Genomic DNA, 22,721 nt, shown 5'->3' with positions numbered 1-22,721 from the left:
GGCGGCGGTGTTCGTCGTCGCGAGCTGCGCGAGGTAGCCGACCCCGGCGGCCAGGGCCGGCAGGTCCGCGGCGAAGTAGACCCCCATCAGCGGGTTCACGAACAGCTCGCTGCCCGCGGTGCGGGTGGTGCCGTGCACGTCCCCGAACTCACCCCGCAGCGCGGCGGCGATCTGGCCCTGGACGATGCTCGGCCGGTCCGGGGTCGCGCGGTCACCGCGGCGAGGCCGGCCATGTCCTCTTCGGGGGTGCCGAGCCCGGACTCGTCCCCGCGCAGCAGGATGTCCGTGCCGTCGTCGACGAGAGCTTCGTAGGCTTCCCGCAGCGGCCGGGCGCGGGGGAAGGCGTGCACGACCGGCGGCCACCCCTGCGTTTCGAGCCACGCTGCCAGGGTGCGCTCGGGGAAGTGGCCGTCGTGGCCCGCGCTGCCGGGCCGCACCCGCGCGACGTCCGGCGCGATTCAGTCGTCCAGCTCGAGCCGGTTCAGGTCGCTGAACGCCAGGTTCGCGAAACGGACTTCCTTGCCCTGGGCGCGCAGGGCGAAGGCGAGCGGGCCGCGGCCGGGTGAACAGCGGAGGCTCCGCGAGCGAGAACACGCCGCCACCGTAGGAGAAAAGCTCAGCGCACGCCGCGAGGCCGGAACTGGATGCTGATCCGTGGCCCGGCCGCCCGGGTGGTCTTCGGGACGGCGTGTTCCCACGTGCGCTGGCACGAGCCGCCCATGACGATCAGGTCGCCGTGGCCGAGGGCGTACCGGTGCGACTCGCCGCCGCCGCGGGGGCGCAGTGTCAGGTGGCGGGCCGTGCCCACGGAAAGGATCGCGACCATCGTGTCCTCGGTGCTGCCACGGCCGATCGTGTCGCCGTGCCAGGCGACGCTGTCGCGGCCGTCGCGGTAGTAGCACAGGCCGGCCGTGCGGAACGGCTCGCCGAGTTCGCGCGCGTAGTGCTCGCTCAGCTCCGTGCGAGCCCGGGCCAGCACGGGGTGGGGGAGCGGCTCCGCCTCGCGGTAGAAGCACAGCAGCCGTGGGACGTCGACCACCCGGTCGTACATCTTGCGCCGCTCCGCCTGCCACGGAACACCGGCGACGAGTTCGGCGAACACCTCGTCGGCGCCGGCGAGCCAGCCCGGCTGCACGTCGACCCACGCCCCGGAGCCGAGTTCGGTCCGGCGCGGGGCCAGTGCGTGCAGCGTGACGGGGCCGGACTCGCCGAACAGCGAGGCCTGCAGTGCCGGGGTCGTCATGACCCCGACCGTACACCACATTCGAACAGATGTTCTACGTGAAACATCGCCGAACCCGGCCGGTCAGTGCTGCACGTCGTAGACCAGCTTCTGGACGCCGTTGCCGTACGCCTCGCTCTCGACGAGCTTCAGGTTCTGCTTGTCCTTGTCACTGTCGCTGAACAGCCGCTTGCCGGCGCCGAGCAGGACCGGGAAGACGAGCAGGTGGTAGCGGTCGATCAGGCCCGCGTCGGCCAGGGCGCGGTTGAGGGTGGCGCTGCCGTTGACGATGATCGGCCCGCCCTCGGTCTCCTTCAGTGCCGCGACGTCGTCCAGGGAACGGAGGATGGTGATCTCGCCCCACGTGTCCACGAGGTCCTCCTTCTCGAGCGTCGTCGACACGACGTACTTGGGCATCGCGTTGTAGCCGGCGAACTCCACGGTCATCCCCGGCCAGACCGGCGCGAACGCCTCGTAGCTGACCCGGCCCAGCAGCAGCGCCGTGGCTTCCTCCTGCTCGCTGCCCTTGATCGCGTAGGCGGCCGGGTCGAACTCGATGTCCTGGAACGTCCAGCCCGCGTTGCGGTAGCCCGGCTCGCCGCCGGGGGCTTCGACGACGCCGTCGAGCGAGACGAACGAGGTGGAGATCAGGGTGCGCATGCGGTGCTCCTCGTGAGTGAATCGTGCTTCCACGAGTCTGTCGAACGGCGCAAGCGGGATTCGACACGGCCGCCGGAGAAAACTTCCGACACACCGCGTGGGTGCGAAGTGGGTCTTGTCCGGCGCGGCCTGGGCTCGTACAGTCGGTGCCACGCCGGATAAAGGTCTGGACCTTTTGCCGAGCCACCGCCGCCTCGAGTGACACAGGAGGTTGACGGTGCGCAGACTTCACGGTGCGGGCGTGCTCGCGGTGGCGGCGCTGGGGCTCGCGGTGCTCACCCCGGTGGCGGAGGCCCAGGTCGGCACTGGTCCGTGGACCCCGGAGTCGCCGGGCTACACCGAGCAGGAGCGGGGGTGCGGCCAGATCTCCGGGCTGACCTTCCAGCTCACCTGCTCGACCGGCAGCGGCGACCAGCGCGCGGAACGCCGCTACACCACCTACACCGGCGGCACCCACCAGTTCGAAGGCTCCTTCAAGATCACCAGCATGACCGGCTCCCGGATCAGCCTCAAGCAGACCTTCCGGGACGGCGCCAACGCCGGGCCGTACTTCATGCTCGCCGTCGAGAAGGGTGGCCGGCTGTACGCGGTGGAGGGCGGGGCGACGCTGGGCAGCGGCGCGACCGTCGGCACGTCGGTGCGGGTGAACACGATCAACCAGGTCGGCAGCTCGCACAAGGTGTACCTCAACGGCTCGCTGAAGCAGACGATCTCGAGCGCGAGCGGCAGCTACTACGACAAGTTCGGCAGCTACCGCACGGCCAGCGGCGCCGGGCCGGTCACGGTGCAGTGGAGCGGGGTCAAGTTCTGGCGCAGGTGAAGGCAGGGCGTCCCCGGTTCACGCCGGGGACGCCGCCCAGGCCTCGGGGTCGTCCCAGGCGGTCAGCCGCCGCGCGCTGGTGAACCGGCGGTGCGCGCCGGTCAGGGGGTCGTCGAAGTCGAGGACCCTGGCCAGCAGCTGCAGCGGCTTCGTGAAGTCGCCCAGGGGTTTCTCGCGCAGCTGCGGGTAGAAGTCGTCGCCGAGGATCGGGATGCCGAGGCCGCTCAGGTGCACGCGCAGCTGGTGGGTCCGGCCGGTCGACGGGACCAGCCGGTACCGGCCCCGGCCGTCGCGGTGTTCGAGCAGCTCGACGTACGTCTCGGCGTTCGGTTCGCCCGGCACCTCGCGCGCGGCCAGCACCCCGCGGTCCTTGACGATCCGGCTGCGGACGGTCCGGGGCAGGGCGAGCGCCGGGTCGTGCGGCGCGATCGCCTCGTACTCCTTGTGCACCCGGCGGTCGCGGAACAGCGTCTGGTACCTGCCGCGCACCTCGGGCGTGATCACGAACATCACCAGCCCCGCGGTGACGCGGTCCAGCCGGTGCGCCGGCGACAGGTGCGGCAGGTCGAGGTCGCGGCGCAACCGCACGAGCGCGGTCTCCAGGATGTGCTGCCCGCGCGGGATGGTCGCCAGGAAGTGCGGCTTGTCGACGACGAGCAGGTGCTCGTCGCGGTGCACGACGTCGATCGCGAACGGCACCGGCACCTCGTCGGGCAGGTCGCGGTGGAACCAGATGAACGAGCCGGGCGCGTACGGCGTGTCGACGCCGAGCGGGCCGTCGGTGCCGTGGATGCGTTCTTCGCGCAGCATCTGCTCGATGCGGTCCGGCGTGACGCGCGGGAGCCGGTCGACGAGGTGCGCCAGCAGCGTCGGCCATGTGCCGTCGGGCAGTTTGAGCCGGGCGGGGTCCAGCCCGTGGCGGGGCGGGATCGGCGGGCGGAGCTTGCGTCTCATCGATCCCGACTCTAACTAACCCTCCGGCGACGTCCGGTAGCGCGCGAGGTAGCGCGCGGTCACCTCGGCGTTCTTCGCCTCGGCGGCCTCGGCGCGGATGCGGCGTCCGGTGTTGTGCGGGAAGCCCTGGCGGCCGAGCCGGTGTTCGACGCTCTCCTCCATGTACGCGCACGAGTAGAAGTACGCGACCAGGGCGGCCATCAGGACCAGCGAGAGCCGCAGCCAGATCGACCCGGGCAGCAGCAGCCACACCGCGCACAGCGGCAGGATGCCGACCGACCGCTGGAGCACGTACCGCGCGCGCCAGTGCTTCGACGTCGCGTCGTGCAACGCCCAGTCGTTGAAGCGCTCGGGGAGCCGCACGCCCACCGCGTAGCCGAACCATCGGAGCACACTCGGTCGTTCCATGACTTCGACTGTACACTAATACTTAGTGCACTAATCATTAGCGCGATCGACGACACAGTAGGATGCGGGACATGATCGACTTGGGTGAGGACCCCCTGAAGCTGGACCGGCAGGTGTGCTTCGCGCTGTCGGTGGCTTCGCGCAGCGTGATCGCGATCTACCGGCCGCTGCTGGAGCCGTACGGCCTGACCCACCCGCAGTACCTGGTGATGCTCGCGCTGTGGGAGCGGTCGCCCCGGTCGGTGAAGGACCTCGGCGCGGCCCTGCGCCACGAACCGGCGACGCTGTCACCGCTGCTCAAACGACTGGAGGCGCTCGGGTACGTGACGCGCACCCGCAACCGCTCGGACGAACGGCAGCTGACGGTCGAGCTGACCGAGACGGGCCGGGCGTTGCGGGCCGAGGCGGAGAAGATCCCGTACAAGGTGGTCGAGACGCTCGGCATGGACGTCTCCGAGCTGGAAGCCCTGCACGGCGTGCTGACCCGGGTCATCGACGCGACGGCCTGAGGAATTCCCGGCCGCCCGGCGCGTTGCTCCGGGAGAGCCTTCCGGGAGGAACCTTGCTGAAGATCAGGCTGGGCGTCGCACCCGCGGCCGGCACCGGGCCGGCGGAGTTCGCCGGGCTGGCGGCCCGGCTGGAGGACGCCGGCGTCGACTCGCTGTGGCTGTCCGAGCTCGTCTACTCGCCCGAGGTCGACCCGATGATCGGCATGGCGCACGCGCTGGCGCGGACGGCGAAGCTGAAGGTCGGCACCGGCGTGGCGATCCTGCCGGGCCGGCACCCGGTGCTGGTCGCCAAGCAGCTGCGCACCCTGGCCGGGCTCGCGCCCAAGCGGGTCCTGCCGGTGTTCGGCCTCCGTCCGGCTCGCGCGGCCGAAACCGGCCTGTTCCCGGTCCCGGCGGGCCGGCGCGCGGCCGTGTTCGACGAATCGCTCGTGCTGCTGCGCCGGCTCCTGGAGGAGGACGAAGTCTCCTTCGACGGCGAGTTCTTCCAGGTCGACGGCGTCCGCCTCGGCCCGCGCCCGGCGAAGCGCCTCGACGTCTGGCTGGGCGGCTCGGCCCCGGCGGCCCTGCGCCGCACGGGCCGGCTCGCGGACGGCTGGCTGGGCAGTTTCCACACGCCGTCGCAGGCCCGCGACGCCCGCCTCGCCATCCAGCGGGCGGCGGCCGAGGCGGGCCGCGAGATCGAGGAGGACCACTTCGGCCTCAGCCTGGTCGTGGCGGACCACGGGATATCCGACGAGATCGCGGCCGCGGCGGCCCGGCGCAATCCCGGCGTTCCCCTGGCGGACCTCGTCGCGACGAGCTGGCCGGCGGCCCGCCGGCTGGTGGAGCAGCACATCGAAGCGGGGCTGTCGAAGTTCGTGATCCGCCCCGGCCACGCCGATTTCGACGGCTTCCTCGAGAAGTTCCAGGCCGAGCTGGTACCGCTGCAGAACTAACGGTGGCCGAAGTTGCCGTGCACGTGGCCGACCTGGATCGCGGTGCCGTGCTGCGGGCCGCCGATGACGTTCGTGACGCCGCCCGGCACCGGCTCGATCGTCGCCTTGGCCGCGGCCGGCTCCTCGGCGTAGCCGCGGCCGGCGCCGTACCGCAGCAGGTCCCCGCTCGGGTTCGGGATGTAGAGGTGGACGGTGCCGCGGTACTCCTTGATCCGGACCTCCGCCGGCACGACCTTCGTCGTCGGCAGTCTCGCGTATTGGCTGGCCAGGACGTCTTCGAAGACGCGCTCCGACAGCGCCACCGCGAGGAAGGTCTGGTCCGGGTCGGAGCGCTCCAGCACCGCGCGCACGGGGTCGGCGTCGAGCAGCCGGTGCGTGGTGATCACGGCACTGCCGATGGCGGCGGCCGAAGTGGTGCCCGGAGCCGGTTCGAGGATCGGGCCGACGTTCAGGCTCGCGCGCATCCGCAGCCGGGCGGGCCGGGCGGCCGACCGCAGCCGCGCGTCCCGCTCGGCGAGCACGGCCTGGAGCTCGTCGAAGAACCGCGTGACCACGGCGGGCAGGAACCGCGGGTCGAAGCCGAGCCCGTAGCCGTCGCCGGTGCCGTGCGGGAAGAGGGCGGTTTCCCAGACGTCCCGCAGCCCGGCGCGGGTGAACGCCTGGGAGAGCACGTCGGGGATCGCCGCGGACACCACCGCCTGTGCGGCACCGGGGTGGCTGCCGAACCCCTTCGTGTCGACGACCAGCAGCGCACGGTAGGGCGGGAGTTCGGCGACGGTCACGTCGGGCCTTCCTGGTTGCCGGTGGCTACCCGATTCTGACGGACTGCGGGGACCGCGGTCCTCGTACGTTCGAGGTAATTCGCCCGGCTTCCGTGCCGTCCCGGACGGGCGAGAGGTACACAGGGAAGTTCGAGTCTGGGCGGGGAGTTCTCGGATGACGTCTCGGAGCGGTGCCGCATCACCATCCGAAGTGCACAACCACATCGACGGCGGCGCGGCCGGGGTGGTGCTGCAGGCTGGGACGATCACCGGCGACGTCTGGGTCGCCGCGCCACGCTCGCCGCACCCGGTACCGCGGCAGCTGCCGCCGTCGCCGTCGCACTTCACGAGCCGGACCGGCGAGCTCGCGGTGCTGGACGAGGTCGCCGGGCAGGAATCCGGCGGACGGCCCGCGCTCGCCGTGCTGATCGGGCCGGGCGGGGTCGGCAAGACCGCCCTCGCCGTCACCTGGGGTGCGCGGCAGGCCGGCCGCTATCCCGACGGCGAGCTCTACGCCGATCTGCGGGGGTTCTCGCCCGGGCCGCCGGCGCGCCCGCAGGAGGCGCTCGGGGCGTTCCTGCGCGCGCTGGGCGTGGCGCCCGAGCGGGTCCCGCCCGACCTGGCCGAGCAGGCCGCGTCGTTCCGCACGATGACCGCGGGGCGTCGGCTGCTCGTCGTCCTGGACAACGCGTTTTCGGCGGCCCAGGTCCGGCCGCTGATCCCCGCGTCCGCCGGCTGCGCGGTGCTCGTGACCAGCCGGCTGCGGCTGGACGGGCTGCTCTCCGAAGGCGCGCGTTTCCTCGACGTGGCACCGCTTTCCCAGCCGCAGGCCGTGGAACTGGTGGCCCGGGCCGTGGGCCGGACGCGGGTCGCCGGCGAGCTCGACGAGGTCGCCGAGCTGGCCTCGCTGTGCGGACGGCTGCCGATCGCGCTGCGCGTGGCGGCCGCCCGGCTGGCGTCCCGGCCCCGGTGGCCGGTGGCGCGGGTGGTGGCCGAGCTCGGCGACGAGCGGTCGCGGCTGGCGAGACTGACGGCGGAGGGGGACGCCCCGGTGGCGGCGATGTTCGACTGGTCGTACCGGGCACTGCCGGAACCGGCGGCGAAGGCGTACCGGCTGCTGAGCGAGTTCCCCGGCGCCGCGTTCGGCGTCGACGTGGCGGCCGCGGCGACCGAGCTGGCGGACCCCGTCGACGCCCTGCAGAGGCTCGTCGACGCGAGTCTGCTGGAGGAGGTCGACGACCTGCGCTACCGGTTCCACGACCTCGTCCGGCTGCATGCGCGTGCCCAGCACGACGCCGGCCGCGCCGAGGTGGTGCCGCGGGTGGCGACCTGGTTCCTGCACGAGATGACGCGGGCGAACCTGGTCGTCATCCCGAACCGCTGGCGGGTCAGCCCGGTGTGCGAGCAGTACCGGAACACCCCGCCCGCGTTCGGTTCGGGGCGCGCCGCCCTCGAGTGGCTCGACGAGCAGCTGCCGGACGTGCTGGTCGTGCTCGAGGAAGTGGTCGCGCGGCAGCACGACGAGGTGGCGTGGCAGCTGTGCGAGGCGTTGTGGGAGCTGTTCCTGCACCGGAAGCACTTCCCCCGGTGGCTGCGCTCGCACGAGCTCGGGATCGCCGCGGCGCAGCGCTGCCGGAACACGGTCGCCCAGGCGCGGCTGCGCTGCCAGCTGGGGCGCGCCTACCTGGACCTTGGCCGGTTCGAAGCGGCGGAGCGGGAATGCGGCCGGGCGCTGGAGCTGGCGCGCGCGGCGGGCAGCCGGCACAACGAATCGGTGGCGCTGGACCAGCTGGGCACGGCGGCGCAGGGCCGCGGGGACGTCGCCACGGCGATCGCGTGCTACCGCGGCAGCCTGGAGATCGAAGCGGAGCTGGGCATCGAGCGCGGTGTCGCGCAACGGCACCGCCGGATCGGCGAGGTGCTGGCGGCGGCGAATCGTGGTGCCGAAGCGGTACCGCACCTCGAGCTCGCCCGGCGGATGTTCGCCGGCATGGGGGACGAGAAGGACGAGGCGAAGGTCTTGGTGAGCCTCGCCCGCCTGGCCGCCCGAGGCGGCGACGTTCCTTCGGCGACAGAGCGCCTGAAGCGTGCGTGGGCGGTGTTGTCGGAGTCCGGTTCACCGGTCTACCAGGCGGATGTCCTGGTCGGCTTCGCCGACGTGGCGGAGTACGCCGACGACCCGGCGGCGGCGCGGGGGCACCTCGTCGAGGCACTGCAGCTGTACGAGCAGGCCGGTGGGCCGCAGGGGGAGCGGATCCGGGCCCGGCTGGCGGCGCACGAGGCCACCGACGCCGCTCCCGGCGGAGAGCCCGGGCAAGCCGGCGAATGACGTCGTGATCAGGAGCCGGCGCCGGGCAGGGGTGGTGCCCGGCGCCGGGCTCGTCACCCGTGCGTCCGGCTGCGCGGCACCGGGATCATCGGCCACGTCAGGCGCCGGGGCAGGGGCGCCGGGGAAACCGGGACGGCTCGGGCCGGTTCGTCGAGTTCGAGCAGGTCGTACATCGTCTTCCGGAGGATCTTCCCGGCTTGGCCGGGGCGTGAGGTCAGCAGGCCGGCGATGTGCGCGCCGAGGTCGGAGTCCACCGCGGCCCGTGCGGCGGCGAGCTGGGGGAGCAGCGGCCGCGTGGCATCCCAGAGCGGGGTGTGCTCGGCGAGGACGGCGGCGGGGGTGCCGGGGAGCAGCGGCTGGGGACCGTGCGGGATGCGCAGGACGGGCGTGCCGAGCCCGGCGGCGAAGCACCCGACCGAGGTGTAGTCGGCCATCACGCAGTCGGCGGCGACGAACGCGCCGCGCCAGTCGGTGTGCGGGGCGAGCACGGTGAGCCCGGCTTCGATGGCGTCCGAGAGCCAGCCGAGCACCTGGCCGGTGCCGTGCTGCGACCAGATCTGCGGGTGCAGCGAGGCGACGACCTGCGCACCGGGTGCGGCGTCGACGACGCGCCGGAACAGCTCGGGGTCGACGCCGAAGCCCGAGCGGGCGGACCAGGTCGACGTGACGACCACGAGCTCCTGACCGGGCCGGACGCCGAGCTTGCGCCGGTAGCGTTCGCGGTAGGGGAGGCTGGCGACGAGCCGGTCGAAGGCGATGTCCCCGGCGACGACGGCGTGCGGGACGGCCTGCGGGCAGGTCTCGGCGAGCAGGTCCAGTTCACGGGCGTGGGTGAGCACGATCCGGTCGGCGCGCACCCGCCCGGCCCGCACCAGCTGGGCGGAGTCGAGGCCGGTGACGCGTTCGCCGGAGCGGTACTGCCCGAGGCCGCCACCGTGGGGCACGAGCAGGGCAGGGCCCGCCACGTCGTCGAGGCCGCGGGTGCTGCCGGCGAGCACGAGGCCGTGGCTCATCCGGCCGGCTTGGCGGGCAGGCAGGAGGATCCCACCGTCGGCGCGGACGAGGTCGGCGGCATCGGGCCGGTCCTCGCCGTCATCGGGCACGGAGTACACGTGCTGCACCCGGTGATCGGATTCGACGAGCGGCAGGAGGTCCCGGAGCCGGGTCAGCGCGACCGGATGCGGAGCGAGAACGAGGACGGACTTGCCGATCCGGGTCGCCCAGGGCCGCTCGGGTACGTCGTCGTCGGTCATTGTCGCCACCCCGCGGGGAAGGCGTAGCAGAGCGCACCGGCCCGGCTGGCCAGCGCGGGGTACGGGCAGGGGAACGGTCTGTGGTCGGCGCGGACTTCGGTTTTCACCGGATCTCCTCGGGCGGGCCGCCCGCTTCGGCGGCGCGGCGGACATGGCTCGGGTCGCACGGGCGCGACCGGGTGCACCTCGGTTCGCACCGGCGGTGCAACGCGGACAACCCTGTCCTTGGGAGAGACGGCGCGGGGCCGGCTACAGGCTCGTGGCCTGCGCGTTCGGCTCGGGCGGCGCTGAGTCACCGGTAAGGGTGACGTTGTGTCCCCGGAGAAGTGTTTCTGGGCCATAAGCCAGACGGTGGCTCCGTCCCCGGGATGCGGGGTCGTATGCTGGCGCCTCGGCAGTATGTCCGCGCTTGCTTCTGGGTGGGTCGGAGGTATTGCCTTTCCGAAGCGGCCCCTGGGTACCAGCCGGGGGCCGCTTCCTCACGCGCGTTTCATCAGTCCTCCAGTTCCTGCAGCACCTTGTCGATGAAGCCGGGTGTTTCCTCGGGAGTCCGTGCGGCGCCTTCCAAGCGGTAGAAGATCTGGATGAACTGAGCGGCCTTTTCGGCGCCGATGACGTCGTCGAAGAACAGGTCACCGTCGGGCTGCGAAAGGTTGAGGAACAGGTCGTTGTCCTGCTCGGACAGCTGGAGCAGTTCGAAGGAGCTCTGCATCCCGTCGATCCACCCGGCCTCGAACGGCAGGATCTGCAGGGTGACGTTGGGCCGCCGGGAGATCTCGCGGAGGTGGTGCAGCTGGGTTCGCCAGCCGTCGCCGTCCGTCACGCGTCGCCGCAGCACCGATTCGTCGAGGATGAAGAAGTGCTCGAGGTCGGTGTCCCCGAGCCGTTCTTGCCGCTCGGCCCGGAGCCGGATCCGGCGCTCCTGGACTTCCGGGTCACCGGTGTCCTTGGCCACCAGCGATCGCGTGTATTCGGGAACCTGCAGCAGGCCCGGGATGAGGTGCAGCTGGTACTGGCGGATGATGACCGCTGCCGACTCCAGGCCGAGGAACTTCAGGAACTCCGGGCTGCTCGTGTGCTTGTACTTGTCCCACCAGCCCGGTTTCCGGCCGGCTTTGGCCATCTCGACGTAGGTCTCGACGCGGTCCCGGTCGGTGATGCCGTAGTGCAGCAGGAGAGCCTTCAGGTCGGTGATCGACAGGCCGACGCTGCCGTTCTCGATGCGGATGAGTTTCGAGACCGACCAGTCCAGCGCTTCCGCGACGTCCTTCTGGGTGAGGTGCAGGGTTTCGCGCGCCTCCCTGATCTCTCCCAGCACTCGCCGCTGGCTGGCCACTGGCGAGTGCGCCCTAGTCATGATCGCTTCCACTCCTATCGCTCCGGCAGCACGTGGCTGTCTGCTACATGGCAGAACGATAGCATCCCCAGTGACAACCGTCACTTTGAGACCCGGCCGACAGTCACTTGGATGAATGCCGGTTCGCTCAGCGGACTACGGCAAACTGAAAAAACCCTGGTCAACCCCCTTGTGAGGGGGACCAGGGTGGCCGGTGCGGTGTGGCTAGGAGCGGCGGCTGCCGAGGAACATCCGCCAGGTTTCCCGCGTGAAGGACAGGCTGGGGTGGGGGTGCTTCGAGTCCCGCACGTGCACGCGATCGGCCGTGGTGGCGACCTCGACGCAATCCTTCTCGGGACCGTCCGCGCTGGCCGAACTCTTCACCCAGGTCAGCCTGGGTGAGCCTGTCTCGATCGCAGGCTGCCCGTCTTGTTCGGCCACGTGCGTCCCCCCGGGTTCTCGACGGGCGTGCGTCAATTTAACTGCGGAACGTGACGGATCAACACCGCCGAGAGCAGGATAACGCACGTCCGGCCGCGCGGTTGCCCTTTGATTCCAGGTCAGATCCAGGACATTTGTCGGACGCCCGGTGTGGCGGCCTTCCGTGTGGTGGCAAGGTATCGAGCAGGTGCGCGCTCGATTGCACGTGCACGCGGCAGCGTCTTCTGATCAATTCGGTCCGCGGCCGAAGAAAAGCGTCAGAACTCCAGTTGCTCCGTTTTCCGTGGCATCAGCAACAGTGCGCCCACCGAAAGCACGGCGACGGCCAGCAAACCCAGGAACACATAGTGCGTCGCATCCGCCAGCGCCCCCCGCACGAACACCGCCGCCGGCGAATCGTCGGTGTGGCCACCCAGCACCAGGCTCGTCGCGTCCACCGACGGCGGCAGCGGCCCGACCCCGGCCGGCGGGGAGGCGAACCGTTCCGCCAGCGTCGCGTTCGCGATCGCCCCGAACACCGCCGCGCCGACCGCGCTGCCCAGTGACCTGCTGAACAGGTTCGTCGCCGTCACCACGCCGCGGCGGTCCCAGCCCACCACCGACTGGATCGCCACCAGTGTCGGGCTCGCCGCCAGGCCCAGGCCGATCCCGAGGACGAACGCCGCGAACGCCGCCGCCCACAGGGACGACTGCGCGCCCAGCCGGGCCACCAGGACGCCGCCCGCGATGATGAACACGCTGCCGATCAACGCCGTGTCGCGGAAGCCGATGCGCAGGTAGATCTTGCCCGCCAGGGACGCCGAAATCGGCCAGCCCACCGTCAGCGCCGCCACCGCGAAGCCCGCCACCAGCGCCCCCGCGCCGAGCACGCCCTGGGCGTACGTCGGCAGGTACGACGTCAGTCCCATCAGGACCGCGCCGACCACCAGCGCCACCAGGTTGCCGCCCACCAGGACGCGCCGGGTGAACACCCACAGTGGCAGCACCGGCTCGGCCGCGCGCTTCTCCACCAGCACGAACGCCACCAGCAGTGCCGCGCCCGCGACGAAGATCGCCACGCTCGGCACCGAGCCCCACGCCCACGCGACGCCGCCTTCGAGGAGGCCGAGGATGATGAGGGAGCAGCCGATCGTCAGCAGCGCCGCGCCGAGGTAGTCGACCTTGTGCGGCTTGCGCTCCACGCGCTCGGCGAAGCCGCGGAACAGCATGAACGCCGCGATCGCGCCCAGCGGCAGGTTGATGAAGAAGATCCAGCGCCAGTCCAGGTACTCGGCGAACAGCCCGCCGAGCGTCGGGCCGACCACCGAAGCCGCGCCCCACACGCTGGCCACGTAGCCCTGCACGCGCGCGCGTTCCTCCACCGTGTACAGGTCGCCGATGATCGTCATCGACATCGGCTGGATCGCGCCGGCGCCGATGCCCTGGACCGCGCGGGCGGCGATCAGCACCGGCATGCTCCAGGCGACGCCGCACAGGATCGAACCGACCAGGAACGCCGCGATGCCGAAGAACATCACCGGCCGCCGGCCGAGCACGTCGGCGAACTTGCCGTAGAGCGGCACCGTCACGGCCTGGGTGAGCAGGTAGATCGAGAACAGCCACGGGAACTGCGCGAAGCCGCCGAGGTCCTGCACCACCGACGGCACGGCGGTCGCGATGATCGTGCTGTCCAGCGCGACCAGCGCCGTGCTGAGCATGACCGCGATCAGCACCGGGCCGCGTTCGGACCGGAAGCCGACCCCCTTCGTGGCGGCGGACGTCGTCATCGGCGGGGTGCTCCTCGGGACGGTCATGACCGGAGTCAACTACTTTGCAGTCCTAAGCATTCCATCCCGGCGGGACCGGCCCCAGCGAATTTCGCGGCGCCCGTGGCGGAAGATGGTCAGGATGAGCGACTGGATCCGGCCGATCGGGCGGGGCTGGGTGGTCCGCGACGCGGTCCCGGGCCCCGACGTCGACGAGTTCGCCGAGCCCGAGCGCGTGGTCGCGGCCCTGGCCGCGCCCGGTGCCGCGGACAGCCTCCTGGCCGTGCAGCACCCCGCCCGCACGCCCGCCGCCCTGGCCCGCGGTCTGGACCTCACGGCCGCCGTCCCGGTCGCGCGTGCCGTGCTCGAACGGCTGCGCAAGCGGTTCTACCGGCCGGTCCGCACCGTCGTCGCGCCCTACCGGATCGAAGGGCCGGACGGCGCGGCGCTCGGCCTGCTCTGCCTGGTCGACCCGGCCGCGGTGACCGACGACGGCGCCGCGCGCGTCCGTCACACGGAGGACGTCTACCCCGACGTCGTCGCCGAACGAGCCGCCGTCCTCGCCGGCCTGGGCTGCGCGACCAGCGCGGCGATGCTCGTCCCGGCCGCCGGTGGCCCGGAGCTGACGGAGCAGGTCGAGCAGGCCTGCGCCGGCCTCGGCCTGCCCGATTTGTCCACTTCGGACGCAGTCGGGCGGCGCCACGACCTGTGGGTGGTGCCCGAAGGCCCCCTGCAAAGCCGCCTGCTGGCCGCGGTGGCCGCCACGGACCTCCTGGTCGCCGACGGCAACCACCGCGTGGCCGCCGCGGCGGCGGCCGGCCACGGCGCGCTGCTCGCCCTGGTCACCGCGGGCCCGGCGCTGCGGATCGGCGCGATCCACCGCGTCCTCACCGGCACCGGCCTCGGCCCGGAGGACCTGGTGACGCGCTGGAGCGCGGCCGGCCTGGACGTCCGCTACGACGACCACGCCGTGCCGGCGCCCGGCGAGGTGGTGGTGCGCGCCGGCACGGCGGTGCTGCGCGTGCCCCTGCCGGCCCCAGCCGGGCCGTGGCCGGTGATCGACCACGAGGTCGTCGAGCAGGTCCTGTTCGCCCGCGCGCTCGGCGTGGACCCGGACGGTCCGTGCGTCCGTCCCCTCCCGGCCGGACGCCCGCTGCCCCCGGACGCGGACGCCGTGGTGCTGCTGGCACCGGTGAGCCACGCCGACGTCCTGGCCGTGCACGCGGCCGGTCGCCGGATGCCGCGGAAGGCCACGTACTTCACGCCGAAGCCGCGCAGCGGGCTGCTGCTGGCGGCCCTTTAGCGGGCGTCCCACCAGTGATGTCCGACACTTTTTTCGCGATTGATCATTCGGAAAAGTGGACGCGCGCCGACATGTGGGGCGACTGGGATCTTTTTTGCGCACCGATATTGCTTGACGGGTTGAGGGCTCCGGTGGTTCGCGAAACGGTACTGATCTTTCGTGCCCGGTACAGGTTTTCTGTTAGTTATCCTAAGTAAAGGAAGGTCTGTTTGCTGCCGGGCCAAGGATTTGTGCTGGTGGCAGCCGAAGCATGCTCGGCGTCGACGACTTTCCCTCGTGAAGACCAGGTTTGGCCTGTCGAAAATTGGTAACCCTAAACAACTGTGCGCGCCGAAGCCGGCTCATGATATGTCGGTCCGGGTTCGACTGGAGCGCTGCCCCTTTGGTACGAATAAGTACCAAGAGATGACAATAGATCTGATGACTGGACCACTTCGTGCAACGTCATCGGGTGTCTTCTCGTAAGAGTTGTCCTTGCCTCCGATTTCCGGCACATTCCGAGCTGGAGAACGAGCAAGGAGAGCAAGAAGTGGCCGTCAATCAAGATTCTTCGTCAAACACCGATGACGATCATGAACTGGAGCGCAAAGCCCACATCGCCGCGGACAAGGGTTTCCCGTGGGTGCGGTGGGGAGTCATCGTGGCGATCATCGGCGTCGCCGTGACAGTGGTCGGTGTTGTCGCGGGGTGCCAGCCGCGGGAACCGGGCACCCGGATCGACGGCGACAACAACGGGCCGATCGTGAACGGCGACAACAACGTTGTCAACATCCAGGCGGCCACCGAACGTGCTGCCGAAGTCGCGGGAACCGACGACACCAAGTTCAAGGAAGAGCTGAAGAAGCTCCCGGGCGCCGGCGAGCGGCCCGCGTCCTCGGCTCCGTGGCCCTATGCCGTGGTCGACACCGGGACCGACGGGCTGCTCGCTCGTGACGGCAATGTCGCCAAGGCGTCGCCGGTCGGGCACGCCGCCAACCGTGCGCTGATCTGGGTGGACTGCATCGCGACCTCGGACTTCACGCCGCCGATGGTCACCGGCGAGAACAACGTGGGCCCGAAGTGGGCCAAGGTGAGGTGGCGCCACCTGGCACAGCCGACCGATCGCGGCATCTCCGACCCGAAGCAGCCGCAAACCGCGTGGATGTACCTCGGAGCACTCGCACCGATCGGTCACAACGGTCAGATCCCCGCCTGCACCGGGTAGGCCCGCCGGGCTGCGGGGCAGGGGGCTTCACCCTGTCCCGCAGGCGGCCTTCAGCGGGCGTCCCACCAGTTCAGGACCCGGGTGGCGAACAGCGTCAGCCACTTCGACGGCTGCCCGGCACCGACGTCCACCGCGAACCACACCCGGCCGGAATCCGTCCGCTGCTGCAGCCACGTCCCGTCCGGCTGCCGGGCCGCGCGGATCAGCGCGATCGCCTCGGCCAGCCGCTCGTCCGGGCGGCCGGCGTCGCGGAAGTACGCGGCCGCGTTGAGCACGTCGTAGCGCCAGCGGAACGGGTAGCCGAACTCGCGCACCCACGGCGCGATCGGCTCGCCCGTCGACAGCCGGCGGAACAGGCCGCGCTCCAGCAGGTATTCCTCGCCCGCGAGCCGCGCGTCGCGGGACGCCGGTGTTCCGCCCGTCGCCGTCTCGTGCGCGAGCAGGCCCTTGAGCGCGTTGAGTGTCGAATGGACCGACGACCGCGTCGACCCCTCGACCCAGGCGCAGTTCCAGCCGCCGTCCGGCAGGTGGTGCTCGACGAACCAGTCCGCGATGCCCGTGACGTCCGCGCCCAGCCACACCCCGTTGGCCAGGGTCCAGGCGTTGATGCAGCAGTCGACTTCGCCGTTCCAGTACGGCAGGTCGTCGTACTCCCAGCGGCAGTTCCGGGCGAGCAGCTCGGCCGTGCCGCGCAGGACTGCGCCGTCGAGACCCCATTCGCGCAGGGCGTTCAACGACCACGTCGTCGCCGTCCACGGCTGGTCCTCGCCGCCGCGGAAGCCCGCCGGGAAGTACGCGCCGCCCGCCCAGCGGCCGTCGGGGTCCTGCCGGTCGAGGAGCCGCGCGCCGAACCCTTCGGTGGCGATCCGCGCCCGCGTCGCTTCCCAGACCGAGGGCGGCTCGCCCGCCAGGTCGCGCTCCACCTGCCAGCGCAGGGCCGGGTCGGCGTCGCGCACCCAGGCGAGCACGTCCATCAGGCCCCCGTGACGCCGTCGATCGCCTCGCGCAGGAAGTCCGCGTGGCCGTTGTGCCGGGCGTACTCGTGGATCATGTGCAGCATCACCAGCCGCAGGGAGACGTCTTCGCCCCAGCGTGCCTGGTGGCCGGTGACGTCCAGGGACTCGGCCGCCTCTTCGATCTTGCGCGACTGCTCGACCTCGGCCTGCCACGCCGAGAAGGCCTCCGACCGCGTCGACGAACTCGCGTCGTAGGCCACCTGGAAGTCGCCCTCGTCCGACCACACCAGGGGGATGTCCTCGGCGTTGATCACCCGCCGGAACCACGTGCGCTCGACCTCGGCCATGTGCCGGACCAGGCCCAGCAGCGACAGCGTGGACGGCGGGCTCGACGCGCGGCGGAGGTCCTCGTCGGACAGTCCGTCGCACTTCATCGCGAGGGTGGCGCGGTGGAAGTCGAGGAAGGTGCGCAGCATTTCGCGCTCGCCGCCGGTCAGGGGCGGTGCGGGGCGTTCGGTGGTCACGCGGGAGTGTCTATCACGCCGAGCAGTGTCTTTCGCAAAGAAATGTCGTACCCGTGTTTTAAGCTCGCGCCGTGGACTTGCCCGTCATGCCGCCGGTGCGGCCGATGCTCGCGAAAGCGGTGCACGACGTCCCTCGTGCCCCGGGGCTGCTGTACGAGCCCAAGTGGGACGGCTTCCGCTGCGTCGTGTTCCGCGACGGCGACGAGGTCGAGCTCGGCTCCCGCAACGACCGCCCGCTCACCCGCTACTTCCCGGAGCTGGTGGAGCTGCTGGCCGCCGCGCTGCCGCCGCGCTGCGTCGTCGACGGCGAGATCGTGCTGGTCACGCCGGCCGGGCTCGACTTCGAGACGTTGCAACTGCGGCTGCACCCGGCGGCGTCGCGCGTCCGTAAGCTCGCCGAGGAGACGCCGGCCAGCTTCATCGCCTTCGACCTGCTCGCCCTCGGCGACACCGACCTCACCGAGGAGCCCTTCCGGGAGCGGCGCAAGCAGCTCGAAAGCGTGCTCTCCACGAGCGCCGAGGGCCTGCAGCGCGTCCACCTGACGCCGCTGAGCGAAGACCCGGCGCAGGCCGAGGACTGGTTCACCCGGTTCGAGGGCGCGGGTTTCGACGGCGTCATGGCCAAACCCGGCGACCTGCCGTACGAGCAGGACAAGCGGGTGATGCTGAAGGTCAAGCACGAGCGCACGGCCGACTGCGTCGTCACCGGGTTCCGCTGGCACAAGGACGGCGCCGGCGTCGGCTCGCTGCTGCTCGGGCTGTTCGACGACGAGGGCGTGCTGCACCACGTCGGCGTGGCCAGCAGCTTCACCAAGGCCCGGCGGGCCGAGCTGGTCGAGGAACTGGCGCCACTGCGCGAAAACGCGCTCGAGAACCATCCGTGGCGCTCCTGGGCCGAGTACGAGCCCGAGCCCGGGCGCAGGCCGGGCGCGATGAGCCGGTGGGCGCCGCAGAAGGAGCTGTCCTGGGAGCCGCTGAGGCCCGAGTGGGTGGCGGAGGTCCGCTACGAGCACCTGCAGGGCGGCCGGTTCCGGCACGGCGGGCGGCTGGTCCGGTTCCGGCCCGACCGCACGCCGGAGTCGTGCACGTACGCCCAGCTCGACGAGGCGCCGCCCGCCGAGCTCGCGAAGCTGTTCGGGGAGGCGCGATGAGCGGGGCGGTGCTGCTCGACGTCGACGGCGTCGAGGTCAAGATCAGCAGCCCGGACAAGGTCTACTTCCCCGAGCGCGGCGAGACGAAGCTCGACCTCGTCGAGTACTACCGGGCGATCTCCGGGCCGCTGCTGGCCCGGCTCGGCGGGCGTCCGCTGCTGCTGGAGCGCTACCCGGACGGCGCCGGCGGCAAGAACTGGTACCAGAAGCGCGTCCCGAAAGGCGCGCCGCCGTGGCTGACCACCACCGTCGTCTCGACGCCGAACGGCACGACGAGCGACGCGCTCGTGGCCAAGGACCTGGCCCACATCCTCTGGGCGGTGAACCTCGGCTGCCTGGGCTTCCACGTCTGGCCCTACCTCGCCGACACGCCGGAGGTCACCGACGAGCTGCGCGTCGACCTCGACCCGTCGCCCGGCGTCGGCTTCGACGAGCTGCGCGAAGCCGCGGTGCTGACCCGGGAGTTCCTGGCCGAGCACGGCATCGAGGCCCACCTGAAGACGTCGGGTTCGCGCGGGCTGCACCTGTACGTGCTGCTCGAACCGCGCTGGGACGGGTTCCAGGTCCGCGCGGCCGCCGTCGCGCTGGCGCGGGCGCTCGAACGGCGGCACCCGGCGAAGATCACCGCGCAGTGGTGGAAGGAAGAACGCGGCTCGCGCGTGTTCGTCGACTTCAACCAGAACGCCCCGCACAAGACCGTGTTCGGCACCTGGTGCGTGCGCCCGCGCGTCGGCGGCCAGGTGTCCACCCCGATCGGCTGGGACGAGCTGGCCACCGTCGAGCCCGAGAAGCTGACGCTGTCCACGGTGCCCGCGCGGGTCGCGGAGCGCGGCGATCCGTGGGCCGGCGCGGGGGAGCGGCCGCAGTCGATCGAACCGCTGCTCGAGATGTCCGAACGGGACATGGCGGCCGGGCTGATGGACGCGCCCTGGCCGCCGGTGTACCCGAAGATGCCCAACGAGCCGCCCCGGGTGGCGCCGAGCCGCGCGAAGAAGACGTGATCAGGGCGGGCCGAGGCGGGGGTGGAGCTGGGCCCACGCCGTGAGGGCCACCAGCGCGGCCAGCCCGAACACCGCCGCCGACCCGATCCCGGCGGCGGCCGCGCCGGTCAGCAGCGAGGCCACGGTCTGGCCGACGCCGAGCCCGGCGAACGACCACGTGATGCCGCGGGCGGGCCGGTCGGGGAAGAGACGGGCCGCCCACAGGATGCACAGCCCGGTCAGCGCCATGTAGGTGACGCCGAACAGCGCGCCGGAAAGCAGGGCGAGGGGCACACCCGGCCGCGGCAGCGCGAGCAGCGCGATCCCCGCGGCCGCGAGGGTCCACGTCGCCAGGTTGACGGTCCGGAGACCCGCCTGCCCGGCCGCGCGGCCGGCCAGGCCGCCGAGCAACCCGGCCACGCCGATCGCGGCCCAGCACCAGGTCGCCGCCACCGGGCTCATCCCGGTTTCGGCGAGCCGGGACGGGGAGAACGTCCAGTACGGCGCGCTCGTCACGCCGATGAGGACGGAGTTGACCAGGAGCGGAACCACCCCGCGGACGGGCCCGGAGGTGGCGGGGACGCCGGGTGCTCGGGGCACCTGCCGCCACACGACCAGCGTCACCAGCACGCCGAGGGCGGCGAATGCCGACCAGATCACCGGCCAGCCGAGGGCCAGCAGGGGAGTGAACGCCGACGCGGCCAGCCCGAGGCCGGTCCCGGTGTTGGCCCAGGTCTGCGCCCGGTCGCGGGTGCGCGCCCCGACCGTCTCGCTGATCAGCTGCGCCACACCCGGCGAGACGAGCCCCGCGCCGGCGCCCGCGACGGTGATCCCGGCACCGAACACCACGACGTGCGGGGCCAGTGCCATCAGCCCGAGACCGAGCGTCGCCGAGGCCGCGGCCAGCAGCACGGTCCCGCGCGCCGACCGCGCGGACGTCCGCGGGGCGAGCAGCAGCCCGAGGCCGTACCCCGCGGTGGACAGGCCGCCGAGCACGCCGGCGCCGACCGCGGTCAGCCCGAACGTCTCGCTGAACCGCGGCACGAACGGCCCGTACGCGTAGCGCGCGAACCCGTAGCAGAGGGCGATCACGACCGCGCCGAGCGCCGCCGTGGACGCCCAGCTCTCCGTCTTCGTGCGAGTCACCATCACCATCCACCAAACAGACAGGTCTGTCTGATGTCAAGCGATGCTATGATCACTACAGGTGGCTGGCCATACTGATCTGTTCGGAGGTGTCGTGGTCCGGACCCGTCCCGGTGCCGCGGGCGCGAAGGTGCTCGAGGCCGCGTCGGCGTTGTTCTACCGCGACGGCATCCACGCCGTGGGCGTCGACACGGTGGCGGCCGAAGCCGGGGTGACGAAGGCGGCGCTCTATGGCAACTTCGGGTCCAAGAGCGGGCTCGTCGTCGCGTACCTGCGGGAGCGCGACCGGCGCTGGCAGGCGGAGATCGACCGGATCACCGCTGCCCACGCCGATCCGCGGGCGCGGGTGCTGGCGGTGTTCGACGCCTACGAAGCCTGGCTTTCGCGCGACGGCTACCGCGGCTGCGCCTTCCTGAACGCGACCTCGGAGTTCCCCGACCCGGCCGACCCCGTCCGCGAAGTCGTCCGGCACCACAAGACCGCACTGCACGGCTACCTGCGGGCGCAGCTCCGGCGCGGCGGGGCACCCGAGCGCGCGGACGCGCTCGCCGACGAGCTGATGCTCCTGCTGGAGGGGGCCGCGGTCACGGCCGTGGTCGCCCAGAGCTCGCAGCCGTTCGACACGGCGAAGCGGCTCGCGGCGACCCTGACCGCCTAGACCTGACCGCCTAGACTCCCAGGTCGAGGGCGAGCTGGCCCCGGTCCTCGCCGACGCCGGAGAGCGTCGCGAGGCACGCCGGGCACGGCGTCACCTCGGACGTGGCCGGGTCGAGCAGCTTCCAGCTGCGGGACTCCCGCTCGCCGCAGGCCGAACGCCGGTAGCGCAGGTCGCCGGAGCGGGTCATCAGGTGGGCCAGGGGGACGTCTTCGGGCAGCACGCCGACCAGGTACCAGCGTGGTGCGCTCACCGCGGTGGTCGTCATGGCGGTCAGTGTCCGTCGCGCCCGCCCGGCCGGGACGGCATTTGCCGATCTTCGGCGTGGCGGCGCGTCAGGCCTCGTCGGGCAGGTAGCGCAGGACGTGCAGCAGGCCGCGCTCGTCCACCGTGTCCGGGTCGTCGGCCAGGCAGCGGCCCAGGTCGGCGAGCACGGCCTCGGTGTCGATGCCGGCGCCGATCAGCACCAGTTCGGTCCGCCGCGGCTCGCGCGGCGGCCAGGCTGACCGCTCCAGCTGCACGAACCCGCCGACGGTGTGCAGGTGGAAGCGCGCTTTCGCGCCGGTGGGGCCGAAGTCGGCCTGGCCCTTCATCCGGTAGAGCCCGGCCGGCCGCCGCTCGAGGAACTCGACGAAGGCGCGCGGCGCCAGCGGCGTCTCGGCGGTGAAGGTGACCGTCTGGTACTCGGCGTGCAGGTGGTGGGTGTGGTCGTGGTCGTCCTCGCGCAGGTCGTCGAACGACAGCTGCCCGGCCCGCTCGCCGCGCGGTTCCGGGTCGAAGAACAGCCGTGGGTCGACCCGGCCGTGCTCGGTGACCAGCAGCGGGCGGCCCGGCGCCAGCTCTTCGACGGTCGCGGTGAGCTTCGCGAGCGCCTCGGCGGGCACCCGGTCGGCCTTGTTCAGCACCACGAGGTCGGCCAGCCGCAGGTGGTCGGCCAGTTCCGGGTGGCGCTCGCGCGCGGCCTCGAACTCCGCCGCGTCGACGACCTCGGCGAGCCCGCCGTAGCGGATGTCCGGGTTTTCGCTGGCGATCATCAGCCGGATGAGGTCGCGGGGCTCGGCGATGCCGCTGGCTTCGACGACGATGACGTCGATGCCCGCCTCCGCACTGGACAGCTTCGCGAGCATGGCGTCGAGCCCGCTCGCGTCGACCGCGCAGCAGAGGCAGCCGTTGCCGAGGGAGACCATCGTGTCGACCTGGCCGGCGACGGCGAGCGCGTCGACGTTCACCTGGCCGAAGTCGTTGACGACGACGCCGACCCGGGCGCCCTCGCGGTTGGCGAGCAGGTGGTTGAGCAGCGTCGTCTTGCCCGCGCCGAGGAACCCGGCGACGAGGACCACGGGGATCCGCCTGGCCTTCACGAAACGTCCCTCCTCTGCCGATCACCGCGACTCTAACGCGGGCGCGCGTACCCGGGCCGAGGCCCCCG

General features: G+C 71.8%; 25 protein-coding genes. 9 read left to right on the top strand and 16 right to left on the bottom strand.

Annotation, left to right across the window (positions count from 1 at the left end; genetic code table 11):
• Positions 1-95: 95 nt before the first annotated feature.
• From BLW76_RS49915 to BLW76_RS29030, 4 genes are all read right to left on the bottom strand, one after another.
• A complete protein-coding gene (locus BLW76_RS49915; protein WP_244170354.1) occupies positions 96-437 on the bottom strand; it encodes a hypothetical protein in 342 nt (113 codons plus the stop codon).
• A 21-nt stretch (positions 438-458) separates the two neighbouring features.
• Positions 459-602, bottom strand: a complete 144-nt coding sequence (locus BLW76_RS49910; protein WP_244170353.1) for a hypothetical protein — start codon at positions 600-602, stop codon at positions 459-461.
• 14 nt (positions 603-616) lie between these two features.
• The gene (locus BLW76_RS29035) at positions 617-1,243 is read right to left on the bottom strand and encodes an alpha-ketoglutarate-dependent dioxygenase AlkB (protein WP_091313231.1); all 627 of its coding nucleotides are present in this window, start codon (positions 1,241-1,243) and stop codon (positions 617-619) included.
• 63 nt (positions 1,244-1,306) lie between these two features.
• Positions 1,307-1,882 (bottom strand): dihydrofolate reductase family protein, encoded by a 576-nt coding sequence (locus BLW76_RS29030; RefSeq protein WP_091313228.1) that lies wholly within the window; start codon positions 1,880-1,882, stop codon positions 1,307-1,309.
• A gap of 217 nt (positions 1,883-2,099) precedes the next feature.
• Here BLW76_RS29030 and BLW76_RS29025 point away from each other — a divergent pair, with 217 nt between their 5' ends.
• Positions 2,100-2,702 (top strand): hypothetical protein, encoded by a 603-nt coding sequence (locus BLW76_RS29025; protein WP_091313225.1) that lies wholly within the window; start codon positions 2,100-2,102, stop codon positions 2,700-2,702.
• 18 nt (positions 2,703-2,720) lie between these two features.
• Here BLW76_RS29025 and BLW76_RS29020 read toward each other — a convergent pair whose 3' ends face one another.
• Positions 2,721-3,656, bottom strand: a complete 936-nt coding sequence (locus tag BLW76_RS29020; protein WP_091313222.1) for an RluA family pseudouridine synthase — start codon at positions 3,654-3,656, stop codon at positions 2,721-2,723.
• A gap of 15 nt (positions 3,657-3,671) precedes the next feature.
• Positions 3,672-4,049 (bottom strand): DUF5313 domain-containing protein, encoded by a 378-nt coding sequence (locus tag BLW76_RS29015; protein WP_091313219.1) that lies wholly within the window; start codon positions 4,047-4,049, stop codon positions 3,672-3,674.
• Between the two features lie 86 nt (positions 4,050-4,135).
• Here BLW76_RS29015 and BLW76_RS29010 point away from each other — a divergent pair, with 86 nt between their 5' ends.
• Both BLW76_RS29010 and BLW76_RS29005 read left to right on the top strand, forming a co-directional pair.
• Positions 4,136-4,573 carry a MarR family winged helix-turn-helix transcriptional regulator gene (locus BLW76_RS29010; RefSeq protein ID WP_091313216.1) on the top strand — a complete coding sequence of 146 codons (438 nt, stop codon included), beginning with the start codon at positions 4,136-4,138 and terminating at the stop codon, positions 4,571-4,573.
• Positions 4,574-4,626: 53 nt separating this feature from the next.
• A complete protein-coding gene (locus BLW76_RS29005; RefSeq protein ID WP_091313214.1) occupies positions 4,627-5,508 on the top strand; it encodes a TIGR03854 family LLM class F420-dependent oxidoreductase in 882 nt (293 codons plus the stop codon).
• Here the strand turns inward: BLW76_RS29005 and BLW76_RS29000 are convergent.
• Positions 5,505-6,290 (bottom strand): hypothetical protein, encoded by a 786-nt coding sequence (locus BLW76_RS29000; protein ID WP_091313211.1) that lies wholly within the window; start codon positions 6,288-6,290, stop codon positions 5,505-5,507. The two genes, BLW76_RS29005 and BLW76_RS29000, sit on opposite strands and share 4 nt — an antisense overlap.
• Before the next feature lie 154 nt (positions 6,291-6,444).
• Here BLW76_RS29000 and BLW76_RS28995 point away from each other — a divergent pair, with 154 nt between their 5' ends.
• Entirely contained in the window at positions 6,445-8,598 is a 2,154-nt protein-coding gene (locus BLW76_RS28995) for an ATP-binding protein (protein WP_143060702.1), read from the top strand.
• A 53-nt stretch (positions 8,599-8,651) separates the two neighbouring features.
• Here BLW76_RS28995 and BLW76_RS28990 read toward each other — a convergent pair whose 3' ends face one another.
• The 4 genes from BLW76_RS28990 to BLW76_RS28975 form a co-directional block, all read right to left on the bottom strand.
• The gene (locus tag BLW76_RS28990) at positions 8,652-9,851 is read right to left on the bottom strand and encodes a hypothetical protein (protein ID WP_091313205.1); all 1,200 of its coding nucleotides are present in this window, start codon (positions 9,849-9,851) and stop codon (positions 8,652-8,654) included.
• Between the two features lie 493 nt (positions 9,852-10,344).
• Positions 10,345-11,169 carry a helix-turn-helix domain-containing protein gene (locus tag BLW76_RS28985; protein ID WP_244170352.1) on the bottom strand — a complete coding sequence of 275 codons (825 nt, stop codon included), beginning with the start codon at positions 11,167-11,169 and terminating at the stop codon, positions 10,345-10,347.
• Between the two features lie 243 nt (positions 11,170-11,412).
• A complete protein-coding gene (locus BLW76_RS28980; protein ID WP_244170351.1) occupies positions 11,413-11,571 on the bottom strand; it encodes a DUF397 domain-containing protein in 159 nt (52 codons plus the stop codon).
• A 314-nt stretch (positions 11,572-11,885) separates the two neighbouring features.
• A complete protein-coding gene (locus tag BLW76_RS28975; protein ID WP_091313203.1) occupies positions 11,886-13,394 on the bottom strand; it encodes an MDR family MFS transporter in 1,509 nt (502 codons plus the stop codon).
• A 121-nt stretch (positions 13,395-13,515) separates the two neighbouring features.
• Here BLW76_RS28975 and BLW76_RS28970 point away from each other — a divergent pair, with 121 nt between their 5' ends.
• Positions 13,516-14,676 carry a DUF1015 family protein gene (locus BLW76_RS28970; RefSeq protein ID WP_091313200.1) on the top strand — a complete coding sequence of 387 codons (1,161 nt, stop codon included), beginning with the start codon at positions 13,516-13,518 and terminating at the stop codon, positions 14,674-14,676.
• A 529-nt stretch (positions 14,677-15,205) separates the two neighbouring features.
• A complete protein-coding gene (locus BLW76_RS28965) occupies positions 15,206-15,880 on the top strand; it encodes a hypothetical protein (RefSeq protein WP_143060701.1) in 675 nt (224 codons plus the stop codon).
• 50 nt (positions 15,881-15,930) lie between these two features.
• Here the strand turns inward: BLW76_RS28965 and BLW76_RS28960 are convergent, their stop codons facing one another.
• Entirely contained in the window at positions 15,931-16,854 is a 924-nt protein-coding gene (locus BLW76_RS28960) for a squalene cyclase (protein WP_091313196.1), read from the bottom strand.
• The gene (locus BLW76_RS28955; protein ID WP_091313193.1) at positions 16,854-17,360 is read right to left on the bottom strand and encodes a DinB family protein; all 507 of its coding nucleotides are present in this window, start codon (positions 17,358-17,360) and stop codon (positions 16,854-16,856) included. Before BLW76_RS28955 ends, BLW76_RS28960 begins: the two co-directional genes overlap by 1 nt.
• A 71-nt stretch (positions 17,361-17,431) precedes the next feature.
• Between BLW76_RS28955 and BLW76_RS28950 the strand changes: the two genes are divergently transcribed.
• Positions 17,432-18,511: an ATP-dependent DNA ligase gene (locus tag BLW76_RS28950; protein ID WP_208613406.1), complete on the top strand. Its 1,080-nt coding sequence runs from the start codon at positions 17,432-17,434 to the stop codon at positions 18,509-18,511.
• On the top strand, positions 18,508-19,512 hold the full coding sequence (gene ligD, locus BLW76_RS28945) for a non-homologous end-joining DNA ligase (RefSeq protein ID WP_091313189.1): 1,005 nt from the start codon (positions 18,508-18,510) through the stop codon (positions 19,510-19,512). Before BLW76_RS28950 ends, ligD begins: the two co-directional genes overlap by 4 nt.
• Here the strand turns inward: ligD and BLW76_RS28940 are convergent, their stop codons facing one another.
• Entirely contained in the window at positions 19,513-20,640 is a 1,128-nt protein-coding gene (locus tag BLW76_RS28940; protein WP_091313186.1) for a YbfB/YjiJ family MFS transporter, read from the bottom strand.
• A gap of 91 nt (positions 20,641-20,731) precedes the next feature.
• Between BLW76_RS28940 and BLW76_RS28935 the strand changes: the two genes are divergently transcribed.
• Positions 20,732-21,295 carry a TetR/AcrR family transcriptional regulator gene (locus tag BLW76_RS28935; RefSeq protein WP_091313184.1) on the top strand — a complete coding sequence of 188 codons (564 nt, stop codon included), beginning with the start codon at positions 20,732-20,734 and terminating at the stop codon, positions 21,293-21,295.
• A gap of 10 nt (positions 21,296-21,305) precedes the next feature.
• Here BLW76_RS28935 and BLW76_RS28930 read toward each other — a convergent pair whose 3' ends face one another.
• Both BLW76_RS28930 and BLW76_RS28925 read right to left on the bottom strand, forming a co-directional pair.
• Entirely contained in the window at positions 21,306-21,560 is a 255-nt protein-coding gene (locus BLW76_RS28930; protein WP_091313182.1) for a hypothetical protein, read from the bottom strand.
• A gap of 67 nt (positions 21,561-21,627) precedes the next feature.
• Complete coding sequence (locus tag BLW76_RS28925) at positions 21,628-22,653, bottom strand: CobW family GTP-binding protein (protein ID WP_091313179.1); 1,026 nt, start codon at positions 22,651-22,653, stop codon at positions 21,628-21,630.
• Positions 22,654-22,721: the final 68 nt, after the last annotated feature.

Source organism: Amycolatopsis tolypomycina (assembly GCF_900105945.1).
GTDB lineage: Bacteria > Actinomycetota > Actinomycetes > Mycobacteriales > Pseudonocardiaceae > Amycolatopsis > Amycolatopsis tolypomycina.
Note: the sequence above shows the minus strand (reverse complement) of the source record. Positions and strands in the feature narration are given on the sequence as shown.